The 13,673-nt window shown below is 69.9% G+C and carries 12 protein-coding genes; 2 read left to right on the top strand and 10 right to left on the bottom strand.

Going from position 1 to position 13,673, the window contains the following annotated elements:
* Positions 1–7: 7 nt before the first annotated feature.
* Genes HLB44_RS04770 through HLB44_RS04745 form a run of 6 tightly spaced genes read right to left on the bottom strand, consistent with a single transcriptional unit; the run spans position 8 to position 6,596 of the window.
* Positions 8–1,270: an amino acid deaminase gene (locus HLB44_RS04770; protein ID WP_173121088.1), complete on the bottom strand. Its 1,263-nt coding sequence runs from the start codon at positions 1,268–1,270 to the stop codon at positions 8–10.
* The gene (locus tag HLB44_RS04765) at positions 1,267–2,235 is read right to left on the bottom strand and encodes an ABC transporter ATP-binding protein (RefSeq protein ID WP_173121086.1); all 969 of its coding nucleotides are present in this window, start codon (positions 2,233–2,235) and stop codon (positions 1,267–1,269) included. Before HLB44_RS04765 ends, HLB44_RS04770 begins: the two co-directional genes overlap by 4 nt.
* The gene (locus HLB44_RS04760) at positions 2,232–3,260 is read right to left on the bottom strand and encodes an ABC transporter ATP-binding protein (protein WP_173121084.1); all 1,029 of its coding nucleotides are present in this window, start codon (positions 3,258–3,260) and stop codon (positions 2,232–2,234) included. Before HLB44_RS04760 ends, HLB44_RS04765 begins: the two co-directional genes overlap by 4 nt.
* Positions 3,260–4,093: an ABC transporter permease gene (locus tag HLB44_RS04755; RefSeq protein ID WP_173121081.1), complete on the bottom strand. Its 834-nt coding sequence runs from the start codon at positions 4,091–4,093 to the stop codon at positions 3,260–3,262. Before HLB44_RS04755 ends, HLB44_RS04760 begins: the two co-directional genes overlap by 1 nt.
* A 5-nt stretch (positions 4,094–4,098) precedes the next feature.
* Positions 4,099–5,040, bottom strand: a complete 942-nt coding sequence (locus tag HLB44_RS04750) for an ABC transporter permease (RefSeq protein WP_173121079.1) — start codon at positions 5,038–5,040, stop codon at positions 4,099–4,101.
* Between the two features lie 8 nt (positions 5,041–5,048).
* Positions 5,049–6,596 (bottom strand): ABC transporter substrate-binding protein, encoded by a 1,548-nt coding sequence (locus tag HLB44_RS04745; RefSeq protein WP_173121077.1) that lies wholly within the window; start codon positions 6,594–6,596, stop codon positions 5,049–5,051.
* Positions 6,597–6,752: 156 nt separating this feature from the next.
* Here HLB44_RS04745 and HLB44_RS04740 point away from each other — a divergent pair, with 156 nt between their 5' ends.
* Positions 6,753–7,148 (top strand): RidA family protein, encoded by a 396-nt coding sequence (locus HLB44_RS04740; protein ID WP_173121075.1) that lies wholly within the window; start codon positions 6,753–6,755, stop codon positions 7,146–7,148.
* Here the strand turns inward: HLB44_RS04740 and HLB44_RS04735 are convergent.
* The gene (locus tag HLB44_RS04735; protein ID WP_173121073.1) at positions 7,145–8,248 is read right to left on the bottom strand and encodes a winged helix DNA-binding domain-containing protein; all 1,104 of its coding nucleotides are present in this window, start codon (positions 8,246–8,248) and stop codon (positions 7,145–7,147) included. The genes HLB44_RS04740 and HLB44_RS04735 overlap by 4 nt on opposite strands.
* Complete coding sequence (locus HLB44_RS04730) at positions 8,209–9,576, bottom strand: reverse transcriptase family protein (protein ID WP_173121071.1); 1,368 nt, start codon at positions 9,574–9,576, stop codon at positions 8,209–8,211. Before HLB44_RS04730 ends, HLB44_RS04735 begins: the two co-directional genes overlap by 40 nt.
* 273 nt (positions 9,577–9,849) lie before the next feature.
* Between HLB44_RS04730 and HLB44_RS04725 the strand changes: the two genes are divergently transcribed.
* Entirely contained in the window at positions 9,850–10,953 is a 1,104-nt protein-coding gene (locus tag HLB44_RS04725; protein WP_173121069.1) for a hypothetical protein, read from the top strand.
* Between the two features lie 6 nt (positions 10,954–10,959).
* Here the strand turns inward: HLB44_RS04725 and amaB are convergent, their stop codons facing one another.
* Together amaB and HLB44_RS04715 are read right to left on the bottom strand one after the other, a co-directional pair.
* On the bottom strand, positions 10,960–12,462 hold the full coding sequence (gene amaB, locus HLB44_RS04720; protein ID WP_173121067.1) for an L-piperidine-6-carboxylate dehydrogenase: 1,503 nt from the start codon (positions 12,460–12,462) through the stop codon (positions 10,960–10,962).
* An 18-nt stretch (positions 12,463–12,480) separates the two neighbouring features.
* Positions 12,481–13,575 (bottom strand): saccharopine dehydrogenase family protein, encoded by a 1,095-nt coding sequence (locus HLB44_RS04715; RefSeq protein ID WP_173121065.1) that lies wholly within the window; start codon positions 13,573–13,575, stop codon positions 12,481–12,483.
* Between the last annotated feature and the right edge of the window lie 98 nt (positions 13,576–13,673).

Raw genomic sequence — 13,673 nt, 5'->3', positions numbered from 1 at the left:
GTCGGTGTCAAAAACAAGTGACGATCGCGTCGATCACGCGGTACGCGTCGTCGACGATCGGCATCCAGCGCCACTTGTCGAAGGTGGTGCAGGGGTGCGACAGGCCGAGCACGATGCGGTCGCCGACGGCCAGACTGCCGAGCTCGCCGCGCAGGTAGCCGTGCTGGTCGTTCAGGCCGCTGATCGTCCAGTCGGCCGGCACGGGTTGCAGCGTGCGGCGGCCGCGCGCGATCACCTGCAGCGGGATCGGCCAGCCGAGGTCGGACGAGATGTCGCGCTTGCCGACCGCGAGGATCGCCAGACCCGGTTCGGGCAGCGACTGCACGACGGCCCAAACTTCCATCGCTGCTTGCAGGCCCTCGGCGTCGCTGCAGCCGACGCGCTGGTTGACCAGCGACACCAGCCGCCGGTAGTTGCCCTGGTCGTGCGTCACGTAGCAGCCGGAGCGCAGCAGGCCGCTCACTTTTCGCGTCAGCTGTGGTTTCAGTCCCGGCACGACGAGGTCGAAGATCGCCGAGCCGCCCGCCGAGACGATGACCTCGTCGTTGTCGAACAGGTTTTCGCGGTCGGCCAGCAGCGCGATCTCGGTGACACGCTGCATCAGCGCGTCGGTGAAGGCGCGGTCCTGGGCATCGTCGCCCTGCGCAGCCAGGCCCTCGTAACACTCGACGCCGGCGAGCGTGACGGCGGGACTCGCATGCGCGCGGCGGGCCAGTTCCGTGGCGGCTTCGGTCGTGCGGCAGCCGGTGCGGCCGCCGGGCAGGCCGACCTCGAGCAGGACTTCGAAAGGCGTCGCCGGCTGCCTCGCCTCGATCAACTCGAGCTGCGCAATCGAGTCGAGCAGGAACAGCAGGCGCAGGCCCTCGTGCTGCGTCTTCAATGCCGCGATGGCCCGCAGATCGGCATCGGCCAGCACCTGATTGGCGATCAGGATGCGCCGCGCGCCGGCCTCGACGGCGACCCGCGCCTGGCCGACCGTCGCCAGCGTCAGGCCCCAGGCGCCGGCATGGAGCTGGCGCTGGAACAGCTGCGGCGACATCGACGTCTTGCCGTGCGGCGCCAGGCCGATGCCGCGCTCATCGCAGAAGCGCTGCATCCACTGCAGGTTGTGCTGCAGCGCGCTGCGCTTGATGACGGCCAAAGGCAGCGGCAGGTCGCCATCGAGCACGCTCCAGCCCTGCGCGCCGATCTGCGAGCGCCTCAGCGGCGGCGCGGACGCCGGGTAGCCCTTGCTGGTGGGATCCAGCAGCGGGTCGAGCACGTCGTTCATGCGAAGAGTTCCTTGATGCGGATGCAGGCCGAGAAGCGGCCGGGTGCGCATTCTTCCAGGGCCGGCCGCGTGACGGCGCAGGCGTCGATGGCATGCGGGCAGCGGGTGCGAAAGACGCAGCCGGACGGTGGGTCCACCGGGCTCGGAATGTCCCCCTTCAGCACGATGCGCTGCGTCGGGATCTCCGGGTCCGGTTTCGGCGAGGCGGCCAGCAGCGCCTGCGTGTACGGATGCAGCGGGCGCTCGAACAGGTCCTCGGTGCGCGCCACCTCCATCACGCGGCCGAGGTACAGCACGATCACGCGGTCACACAGGTACTCGACGACATCGAGGTCGTGCGAGATGAACAGCATCGTCAGCTGCAAGCGCTCGCGCAGCTCGCTCAGCAGGTTGACGACCTGGGCCTGGATCGACACATCGAGGGCCGACAGCGGCTCGTCGGCGACGATGAATTCGGGCTCCACCGCCAGCGCCCGCGCGATGCCGATGCGCTGGCGCTGGCCGCCGGAAAATTCGTGCGGGTAACGGCTGGCGTGCTCGGGCCGCAAGCCGACGAGCTGCAGCAGCTCGGCGATGCGGGCCTCGGATTCACCCTTGCCGCGCGCCAGGCCGTGCGCCGCCAGCGCCTCGCCGAGGATCGCGCCGATGCGCATCTTCGGGTTCAGGCTCGCATAGGGGTCCTGGAAGATGATCTGCAGCTTGCTGCGCAGCGCACGCATGCGCTTCGGCGCCGCAGTGCCCAGGTCCTCGCCGCGGTACAGCACCTGGCCCGAACTGGCATCGATCAACCGCAGCAGCGTGCGCCCGATGGTGCTCTTGCCCGAGCCCGACTCGCCGACCAGCCCGAGCGTCTCGCCGGGCTGGATCGTGAACGACACGTCGTCGACCGCGCGCACCGGCCGCGCGGTGGGGCCGAAGTAGCGCTTGAGCTGCTTGACTTCGATCAGCGCCGGAGAAGCGTTCATGCGGCGAGGGCTCCGAGGTCGGCGTGGGTCAGCACGCAGCGCGTCTGCCGCTGCGCGCCGTCGTCGCGCAGGGCCGGCATCGCGGCATCGCACTCGGCGCGCACATGGTCGCAGCGCGGCGCGAAGGCGCAGCCCGGCGGCGGCGCGAACGGGCTGGCGACCTGGCCGCGGATGGCGATCAGGCGACGCGGGCCGCTAACGCCAGAAAAGCGCGGCTGCCGGGCCGGCAGGCAGGCGAGCAGGCCCTGCGTGTACGGGTGGCGCGGCCGCGCGAACAGCTCGCGCACGGGCGCGGTCTCGACGATGCGGCCGGCGTACATCACCGCGACCTGGTCGGCATGGTGGGCGACGACGCCGAGGTTGTGCGTGATGAAGAGGATGCTGGTGCCGGTCTCGCGCTGCAGCCGGCGCATCAGCTCGAGGATCTGCGCCTGGATCGTCACGTCGAGCGCGGTGGTCGGCTCGTCGGCAATCAGCAGCGTCGGATCGCAGGCCATCGCCAGCGCGATCATCACGCGCTGGCGCATGCCGCCGGACAGCTGGTGCGGATACTCGTGCAGGCGCTGCGCGGCCGCGGGGATCTCGACCAGCTCCAGCATGCGCAGGGCCTGCGCGAGTGCGCCGCGCCGGTCGGCGCCCTTGTGCAGCCGCACGCTCTCGGCGATCTGCTCGCCGATCGTGAAAACAGGGTTGAGGCTGGTCATCGGCTCTTGGAAGATCATCGCGATCTGGTTGCCGCGGATCCGGCGCATCTGCGCTTCTGGCAGCTGCAGCAGGTCGACCCGCCGTCCCTCACGATCGACGAACCACGCCTCGCCGCTGACCGTGGTCCTTGCGGTGCGCGCGAGCAGGCGCATCAGCGTCAGGCTGGTCACCGACTTGCCGGAGCCCGATTCGCCGACCAGCGCGGTGGTCTGTCCCGGATGGATCGCGAAGCTGACATCGGCGACCGAATGCACGGCGCCCTCGTCGGTGTGGAAGCAGGTGCTGAGGTTGTTGACCTCGAGGCGCGGTGGCGTGCTCATCACATCGACTTCTTCAAGCGCGGATCCAGCAGGTCGCGCACGCCATCACCGAGCAGTTGCAGCGACAAGGCCGTGACGATGATCGCCAGCCCCGGGTACAGCACGACGCCGATCGCCTGGTGCGCGTACTGCTGGCTGCCGGCGACCATCGTGCCCCAGGTCGGAATCTCCGGCGGCACGCCGACGCCGAGGAAGGACAGCGCGGCTTCGGCGAGGATCGCGTAGGCGAAGATGAAGGACGACTGCACGAGGATCGGCGACACCAGGTTGGGCAGGATGTGGCGGCCGAGGATGCGCGGGGTCGACAGGCCCAGCGCGCGGGCCGCCTCGACGAACAGCAGCTCGCGCACCACCAGCGTCGAGGCGCGCACGACCCGCGCGACGCGTGGCGTGTAAACCAGCACCAGCGCCAGCACGACGTTCAGCAGCGAGGGCCCGAGGATCGCCACCAGCGCAATCGCCAGCAGAATGTCGGGCAGCGACATCATCGCGTCGACGATGCGCATGATCGGCGCGTCGAGCCGCCGGAAGAAGCCGGCGATCAGGCCCATCAGCGTGCCGCCGACGATCGCGCCGAGGGCCGTCAGCGCGGCGATCGCCAGCGAATAGCGGCCGCCGAAGGCGATGCGCGAGAAGAGGTCGCGGCCGAGCTCGTCGGTGCCGAGCAGGTGGTCGGCGCTCGGGCCTTTCAGGCGCTGCAGCACTGCCGTGTCGTTCGGGTCGTGCGGCGTCAGCCATTGCGCGGTCAGCGCGATCAGGCCGATCGCCAGCAGCAGCAGTGCGGCGATCAGCACGACGCGGCGCCGGAACAGCTTGAGCAGGGCAGTTTTCATCGTCTCTAGAAGCGCACGCGCGGGTCGACCACCGTGTAGAGCAGGTCGACGAGGAAGTTGATCACCACGTAGATCACCGCGATCACCAGCAGCGCGCCCTGGATCACTGGGTAGTCGCGCCGCAGCACCGCGCTGACGACCAAGTTGCCGACGCCGGGCAGGCCGAACACCGTCTCGGTGACGACCGCGCCGCCGATCATCAGCGCCAGCGTCAGGCCGATCACCGTGACGATCGGCACCAGCGCGTTGCGCAGCGCGTGCTTCAGGATCACGATCCTTTCGGGCAGGCCCTTGGCGCGCGCGGTGCGCACGTAGTCCTCGTTCAGCACGTCGAGCATCGATGCGCGCGTGAAGCGGATGATCAGCGCCGAGTTCAGCAGGCCCAGCACGGCAGCCGGCAGCACCAGGTGGCGCAGCCGCTCGGCCAGCGGCGCGCCGGGATCGCCATAACCCGACACCGGGAACCAGCCCAGCGACACTGCGAACAGTTGCATCAGCACCAGGCCGAGCCAGAAGCTCGGAATGCTGGCCCCGAGCATCGCCAGCGACGTGAAGACCTGGTCGATCCACTTGCCGCGGAACACCGCGCCGACGATGCCGGCGGGCACGCCGATCAGCGCGGCAATCGCCACCGCCAGCAGCGCCAGCAGCGTCGTCGGCTCGGCCCGCTCGGCCAGCGCCTGGGTCACTGGCCGCTGCAGGAAGATCGATTGGCCGAGGTTGCCCTGCGCCAGCTCCTTCAGCCAGTAGCCGAACTGGATCGGCAGCGGCCGATCGAGGCCGTACTGCTGCTGCACGCGGGCGATGTCTTCGGCCGTGGCCTGGTCACCGAGCAGCACCGCGACCGGATCGCCCGATGCGGCGCGCGTCAGCATGAAGACCAGCACCGCGACGATCGCCATCACGACCGCCATGCCGGCCAGTCGTGACCCCAGGTACTTCCACATCGCGGCGCTCAGCCCTTCAGCTTCACGTTCCAGAAGAACGGCCACGTTGCGGGCGTGTAGCCCTCGAGGTTCGGCGCCTTCGCCGACAGGCTGTTGAACTTGCCGACGTTGATGTACGGCACCTCGTCGTAGACGACCCGCTGGATCGGACCCCACAGCGCGGCGCGTTTCGCCGGGTTGGTTTCCTGGTTGAACGCGGCCAGCGCGGCGGTCTTCGCCGGCGTGCCCCACCAGCCCGGTGCGCCATCGCCCAGTTGCGGCGGCGACAGCATCGGCTCGGGGAACTGGCCCGAGTGCGTGATGTACAGGTCCCACAGCTTCGGGTCGTTGCGTCGCTGCACCAGCGTGGCCCAGTCGACGACGTTGAGCTCGGGCTTGAAGCCGGCGCGTTTGAGCTGCTCGGCGAGGATCAGCGCCATGTTGTAGTGGAAGTCGTACTGCCGGCTGGTCAGCACGCGGATGGTCTCGCCCTTGTAGCCGGCGGCTTCGGCGGCGGCCTTGGCCTTCGCGGCATTGCGCTCGTTGTACGCGGCCACGCCGGCGTCGGAGTAATACGGCGTGCCCTTCGGAAAGTGGTTGCCTTCGGCGATGAAGAAACGCGTATCGCCGAAGCCGGCCGCCAGCATCTCGCCCTGGCCGACGGCGATCTGCAGCGCGCGCCGCAGCGGCAGCGAGGCCATCGCGCCTTCCTTGGTATTCAGCACCAGGTAGGGGAAGCCGAACGACGGCGTCATCACCGGCACGGTCTTCGTCGCCGCCTTCTCCAGCCGCGGCAGCGCCTCGATCGGCAGCAGGTCGGCGTACTGGAACTGGCCGGCCAGCGCCCCTTCGACGCGCGTGTTCGCATTCGGCACCGGCACGAAGCGCAGCTCCTCGACAGCAGCTTCCCGCTTGCCGCCGTAACCGCTGGGCGCCTCCTTGCGCGCGCTGTACTGCTCGAAGCGGATCAGCAGCACGTACTGGTCCGGCCGCCGCTCCTTGAAGCGGTAGGGCCCCGTGCCGATGAACTGCGTCAGCGGCGTGGCGATCGCCTCCTTGGCCATGATCGCCGCCATGCCGCTGGGCAACGCGAGCTGCGGCAGCAGCGGCGCGTACGGCGCCTTCAACACCAGCTCGACGCTGTGCGGACCCTTGGCCTCCAGCGAAGCCAGCTCCTTGCCCACTGCCTTGCCGCGCGGCGCCATCTCCATCCAGCGCTTCAGGCTGGCGACCACGTCGTCGGCAGTCAGCTCGCGCCCGCTGTGCAGTTGCACGCCCTTGCGCAGCGCAATCGTGTACTTCAGGCCGTCCTTCGACACCGCCGGCAGCGCCTCTGCCAGCATCGGCACGATCGCCCACTTGGCATCGAAGGTGTACAGCGGCTCGTAGACGTGCTGCATGATCGTGCCGACCAGGTCGGCGGTCGAGGCCATCGGGTCCAGCGTCTGCGGCTCGGCAACCATCGCCAGGTTCAGCGCCGACTTCGGTGCCTGCGCATGGCTCGCGAAGGGCAGCGCCGAGGCGGCGCCGCTGCCGGCAACCAGGGCCAGCCAATGCCGGCGGGAGGCGGGAAGCATCCGGGTTCTCCGTTGGCGTGAAATGGAATTTCAGCGAACGGACGATATTAGGACTACATGGCACCAAGAATCGGTGAAAACCCGCAATTCTTGGCTGGTGATTGAAATTGCATTTCAGTTCGGTGATCATTCGGCCTCCGTCACGGAGATTCCGACATGCCCCTCGAACACCTCGGCAACCCGCCGCTCGCTTCCGACCGCCAACCGCGTCCGTTTTCGCCTGCCGTGCGCGCCGGTGACTTCGTCTACGTCTCCGGCCAGGTGCCTGCCAATGCGGCCGGCGAGATCGTCGTCGGCGGCATCGAGCTGCAGACGCGTCAGGTGTTCGAGAACCTGAAGCAGGTGCTGGCGCTGGCGGGTTGCACGCTGGACGATGTGTGCAAAGCAACCGTTTGGCTGCACGACGCGCGCGACTTCGGCGCCTTCAACCGGGTCTATCTCGAACAGTTCGCCGGCAACAAGCCCGCGCGTTCGACGACCGAGGCGCGGCTGATGGTCGATGCGAAGGTCGAGATCGACGTGATCGCCTATCGTCCGAAAGACGCGGCTTAAGCGAATCGCAGCGCGCGCCGCGTGGCCTCCGGCGCGACGAAGGCGAGCAGCCGCAGACCCTCGGCGCGCATCTCTGCGCGCGCTGCCGCGCTCGGGCGTTCGAGCGCGCTGATCACCAGCGTTGCCGCATCGCCGTCTCGCTCGACGTTCCAGGTCGCGCCGACGAAGCCGTCGACCAGCACCGTCGCGCGGATGATGCCGTTGACCGTGAAGATCGCTGCCTTGTGCGCCGGGTCGAGGATGCGGCGCCGATCGTCGTGCGACAGCAGCAGGTTGTCCCATTCGGGCACGAAGCGCACCGGCGCCGGCGTGTCGGCCCGCGGCCGCGGTGCGCGCGGCAGGTCGAAGAGCTCGCGGCCTTGGCTGTCGCGAAAGGTCTTCAGGCTCGGCCGCAGGCGCTCGAACACCGCGCCGAGGCCGCTCAGTCCCGACCAGACCATCGCATCGCGCGCGCTCGCCGGGCCGAACGCCGCGAGGTAGCGGCGCACCAGCGTGTCGGGCGTCGCCGCGCTCGCCGGCGTCTGGCGCAGCCAGTGATCGAGCAGGCCGAGCGGCGCGCTGCGGCGCTCGTTCCAGGATCCGGCCGGCGGCAGCTGGGCCAGCCCGAGCTGCGCGCGCGCGGCCTGCGCCAGTGCGTCGGCCGGCCGGTCGGGCCAGTGCTGCTGCAGCGCGGCACCGAGCTGCGCGCTGGTCAGCGGTCCCGCGGCCAGCAGCGGCCGCGCTGCGGCAGCGACCTCCGCCTGCGCCAGCCCGGCGAGCTGGCGGCCGCGGCTGGCCTGCACGCCGCGTTCGAGCACCGGCGTCAGCAGCGCGCGCCAGGCCAGCGCATCACGCGCGCTGACCAGGTGCAGCGTCGCGCGCATCAGCGCCAGCCGAACGACGCGGCGTTTCGCAAGCGCGGTTTCCAGCGCCGCGCGCTCGAAGCCTTCGAGCCGGCTCCACAAGCCGATGTACGGTGGGTTCGGCGCCTGCGTCTGCATGCCGGCCAGCGCCTCGATCGCCTTCACCGGCGGCAACGCGGCCCGCTCGAGCAGCAGTTGCCGCGCCAGCAGTGCGCGATTCAGCGCACGGGTGTCGAGGACGGGGCAACGTTCAGCCATCGGATGCCTTCGAAAAGCTTCTGGAGCTTGGCGCCGCGCGCCGGGTTCAGCTGCGTGACCCAGGCGAGCTGGCCGCGCAGCTGCTGCGGGTCGTCTGCCGGCGACGGCCCGTCGCGCGTGCACCGGTGCAGCCGGGCCTTCAGCCGATCGAAGCTCGCGCGGTCGAGGTTCGGGTGTGCATTGACCACGATGCCGGCCACTTGCTGACGCTGGTGCGCGGGCATCGTCAGCGTCTTGCGCGGCTGCAGCGCGAAGCCCTCGTCGCGCACGATCGCCTCGACCCAGGCCTGGAGCTCGCGCCGGCGCTTCGCGCACGCCGCCGGGCCGGAGATCACCAGGTCGTCGGCATAACGCGTATACGACGCGTCGAAGCGCTTCGCCAGGCCGTTCAGCCGCAGATCGAGCCGGAAGCAGCACAGGTTGGCGAGCGCCGGCGAGGTCGGCGCGCCTTGCGGCAGGTGCGCCGAGGCGAGCCGCTTCGCGCCGAGCACATCGAGGCCGCCGTCGTCCTGCAGCCGTTCGCGCAGCGCCACCGGCGTGCGCGCCGTCGTCAGTGCGGTCAGCGTGCGCGCGGCACCGTCGGGATAGCCCAGCGTGTGCCACAGCGCGTGCACGCGTGACGCGGGGATGCTGTTGAAGAAATCGCGCAGGTCGAAACGCAGCACGACGGCGCGGCCGGCGTGCGCCGCCGCGTGATCGATCACCGAGCGGCCGCTGACGTAGCCCATCGCGGCCTCGTGCGCGGGCACGTGGTCGAGCAGTCCGTCGAGCAGGTGGCGCTGCACCGCTTTCAGCGTGGCCATCGGCGCCTCGATCAGGCGCAGGCCGCCGCTGCGCTTTGGCATCAGCAGGCAGCGGTAGTGCGTGGCGGCGGCGCGCCCGCCGGCGCCGGGCGGGCGCCAGGCCCGCGCCGGCGCGGCGAGCCAGGCCAGCTGCTCGCTGTCGAGGCCGAGCCAGCTCGCCAGATCGGCGTGCGTGGCCAGTGCCGGCAGTTCCAGCTCGTGCAGGCCGAGCGGCCGGCGCAGCATCGTCGCCGGCCGCAGGATCAGGTGGCGGATGCGCGGCGGGTGTTCGGCATCGAAGGCTGGATCGAATGCCGGCAAGACGGCGATGCGCCGGCCGAGCGCCTGGACGTCCTCACGCAGCGGATCGAAGGGCAGCAGCGCATCGACCAAGCCCGCGAGCCACGCCGGACGCTTGCCGAGGGTGCTCGCCGCACGCGCCAGCAATGCGTCGCGCAGGCATCCGCCCGGCAGCAGGGCGTCGGCCAGCAGTGCATGGGCGAGGGCACGGGCCAGCCACTGGCGGTAGGTCGACGAAGCGGGCATCGGCGGGGCAAAGGTGGCGCCGGTGGCTTCCCAACTGAGCAGGTGATGCGCGACCAGGTCTGCGCGTCAGCGCAGGTCCGGTCACGCGCCGAAAAGATCGAGTGCTGGAACCTGCCGCGGGGAAACCCCGCGGCCCGAAACCACCGCACGGGGTCGGTGAGCCTCGGCAAGACTTGGGAAGGCCGGCGCCGCGGCGATCTTAGCCGCGTCGATTGCGTGGCAGCAACATGGCGGCAAACCTGCTCCAGCAGAATCGGTGACAGGAGAACACGCATGAGACAGCGACACCTGGCGGCCGCCGCGCTGCTTGGCCTGGCCAGCACCTGCGCCACCGGGCAGGCGGTCTTCGACACCGCGACGCAGCAGCTGACGGTGCCGACGATCGACGTCGGCGGCCAGCTCTACCGCAACCTGGTCGTGCGGCTCGATGCCGACGGCCGCTTGACGATCATCAGCCTGCAGCCCCCCGTCGACGATGCGACGCGTTTCGCTGCCGCGACGACGGCCGCCAACAGCGCGAGCAACGCCTGCGCGGCGATCCGGCCGTTCTACTGGGAGGTCGGCGACAAGGTCCAGCGCCAGGCCGGCGGCTCGGTGCGCGCAGCGGGCAATGCGACGGTCTACGAGGCCGGCACGGTGATGAACATCGCATCGGCATCGAAGTGGCTGTACGGCGCCTACGTCGCCGAGCAGCGCGGCGGCGCGCTGACGGCCGAGGACATCACCTTCCTGAACTTCACCAGCGGCTACGTCAACTTTCCGGTCAACGGCTGCGAGCCGGGCGACACCGTGGCGTCCTGCGTCGCGCGCGGCAGCAACGGCCAGCAGACGCCGGCCGAGATCGGCCGCTTCCATTACAACGGCGGCCACATGCAGAAGCACGCCAGCCTCGCCTCACCCGGCATGAACCTCGGCGCGCTGAACAACGCCACGCTGGCCGCCGAGATGCGGCGCGTGCTCGGCACCGACATCAGCTTCAGCTTCACGCAGCCGCAGCTGCCCGGCGGTGCGCGCACCACGGCGCGCGACTACGCGACCTTCCTGCGCAAGCTGCTGAACAGGCAGTTGAAGCTCGGATCGATGCTCGGCCACCACCCCGTGTGCACGAACCCGGCCACGTGCCCGAGCGCCACGTCCGCGCCGGTACCGGCGCAGATGAGCTGGCACTACGCGATCGGCCACTGGGTCGAGGACGACCCGGCGACCGGCGACGGCGCCTTCAGCAGCGCCGGTGCGTTCGGCTTCTACCCGTGGATCGACGCGGCGCGCAGCCACTACGGCGTGATCGCGCGCGTCGCGCTGTTCGGCAACGGGGCGGAGTCGGCGGCCTGCGGCGCGGCGATCCGCCGCGCCTTCATCAGCGGCGTGGTGCCGTGAGGCGCTTCAGACGTCGAACTTGACGCCTTGCGCGAGCGGAAGGGCGCGCGAGTAGTTCACCGTGTTGGTGACGCGGCGCATGTACGCGCGCCAGCTGTCCGAACCCGACTCGCGGCCACCGCCGGTTTCCTTCTCGCCGCCGAACGCGCCGCCGATCTCGGCGCCCGAGGTGCCGATGTTGACGTTGGCGATGCCGCAGTCCGAGCCGCGCGCCGACAGGAAGGTCTCGGCCTCGCGCAGGTCGTTGGTGAAGATCGCCGACGACAGGCCTTGCGGCACCGCGTTCTGCAGTGCCAGCGCGTCGTCGAAGGCTTCGTAGCGCAGCATGTAGAGGATCGGCGCGAAGGTCTCGTGGCAGACCACCGCCGTCTGGCCCGGCATCTGCACCAGCGCCGGCTCGACATAGAACGCGTTCGGCTGCGCATCGGCGAGCACGCGGGCGCCGCCGGCGACCTGGCCGCCTTGCGCACGGGCATCGGCGAGCGCCTTCTGCATGCCGTCGAACGCGGCCTGGTCGACCAGCGGGCCGACCAGCACGCCGCTCTCGCGCGGATCGCCGATCTTCAGGCTCTTGCGCGCACGCTCCAGGCGCGTGACCAGCTCGTCGTGGATGCTGGTGTGCGCGATGACGCGGCGCGTCGTCGTGCAGCGTTGGCCGGCGGTGCCGTAGGCCCCGAACAGGATGCCGCGCACGGCCATGTCCAGGTCGGCCGACGGCGTCACGATGATCGCGTTGTTGCCGCCGAGCTCGAGCAGACAGCGGCCGAAGCGCGCCGCGACGCGCGGACCGACCGCGCGGCCCATGCGCGTCGAGCCGGTGGCCGAGACCAGCGCGACCAGCGGGTGATCGACCATCGCCTCGCCGGTCGCGGCACGGCCGTTCAGCACCTGGCTCAAGTGCGCCGGAGCGTCCGAGCCGAAGCGCGCCAGCGCGCGCTCGAACAGCGCCTGCGTCGCCAGCGCCGTCAGCGGCGTCTTCTCCGACGGCTTCCAGACCACCGAGTCGCCGCAGACCAGCGCCAGCGCGGCATTCCAGGCCCACACCGCGACGGGGAAGTTGAAGGCCGAGATCACGCCGACGACGCCCAGCGGATGCCACTGCTCCATCATGCGGTGGCCGGGGCGCTCGCTGGCGATCGTCAGGCCGTGCAGTTGTCTGGACAAGCCGACCGCGAAGTCGCAGATGTCGATCATTTCCTGCACTTCGCCTTCGCCTTCGCTGGTGACCTTGCCGGCCTCCAGCGTGACCAGCGCGGCCAGCGCCGACTTGTGCGTGCGCAGCTCCTCGCCGAACAGGCGCACCAGCTCGCCGCGGCGCGGTGCCGGCACGTTGCGCCAGGCGAGGAAGGCGGCATGCGCGCGCTCGACGGCGGCATTCATTGCCTCGGCGCCGGCATCGGCGACGCGGCCGAGGATCTGGCCGTCGATCGGCGAGCGGGCTTCGAGGGTGCCGGCGTCGAATGCGGCGGCGGGCACGCCGAGCGTGCTGAGCAGGTGTTGCGGGGTCATGCGGGTCCTCTTGGGATTTCAGCCGATCGATTCGACTTGCCGCGACTGTTGATACGCGCTGCCGAAGCGGTTGGCCAGGAAGGCCGGCAACTCTACCTGTTCCTGCCGGATGAAGCCCCGTTGCGGCAGTTTGCCCTCACGGAACAGATCGACCGCGGCGCAGATGCCGGCGGCGGTGGTGATCTGGATCGCCGACAGCGGGTGGCCCTCGCTGCGGTCGGCAAAGATCTTGCGCGCGAACACTTCCTGCAGCAGCGCACCGTTCTTCATGCCCGAGACGGTGACGAAGACCAGCACCACGTCCTGCATCGTCGCCGGCATCGAGCGCCGCATCACGCCCTTCAGCAGTTCCTGGTCGCCCTTCAATTGCAGGTCACCGAGCAGGAACTGCATCAGGTCGCGGTGGCCGGGGTAGCGCACGGTCTTGTAGTCGAGGTTGCGTACCTTGCCCTGCAACGTCTCGCACAAGGTGCCCAGGCCGCCGGAGGTGTTGAAGGCCTCGTACTCGGTGCCGTCGAGCGAGAAGTGCTCCAGGCCTTCGAGCGGCAGCGCGTTGATCAGCTGGCCGTCGAAGATCGCCTCGCAGGGGTGGCAGTACTCGTTGATCAGGCCGTCGACGCTCCAGGTCAGGTTGTACTTCAGCGCATTGGTCGGAAAAGCCGGCAGCGCGCCGACGCGCATCTTGACGTCCTGCAGCGAATCGAAGCTCTTCGCCAGGTGGTGCGCGACGATGCCGATGAAGCCGGGCGCCAGGCCGCACTGCGGCATGAAGGCGGTCTTCGCGCCTTCGGCGATGCGCATGATCTCCTTGGTCGCCGCGATGTCCTCGGTCAGGTCGAAGTAGTGGCAGCCGGCTTCCAGCGCCAGGTGCGCGGCGGTGATCGCCAGGTGGTAGGGCAGCGCGTTGACGACCGCCTGCTGCCCGCGCAGCACCGCGGCCAGCGCGGCGCGATCCTCGGTGTCGACGACCTGCGTGATCACGCCCTGCCCGGCGCAGCGCGCCAGTGCCGCCGCATTGCGGTCGACCACCGTGACCTGGTAGTCGCCGCTGTCTCCCAACAGGCGGGCAATGGTTTGGCCGATGTGGCCGGCGCCGAGCAGGGCGATGCGCATGGACGTCTCCGTGATGACTAGCGAATCCCGCCAGTCTAGGAAGCGTCACCGACGAAAGAAAGCGCGAGTTCGTCGAAAAAACTTAAGATCTCGACGAA

The sequence above is a fragment of the Pseudaquabacterium terrae genome (assembly GCF_013266755.1).
GTDB lineage: Bacteria > Pseudomonadota > Gammaproteobacteria > Burkholderiales > Burkholderiaceae_C > Pseudaquabacterium > Pseudaquabacterium terrae.
The sequence above is the reverse complement of the archived record's forward strand: the minus strand, read 5'-3'. Positions and strand labels throughout refer to the sequence as shown.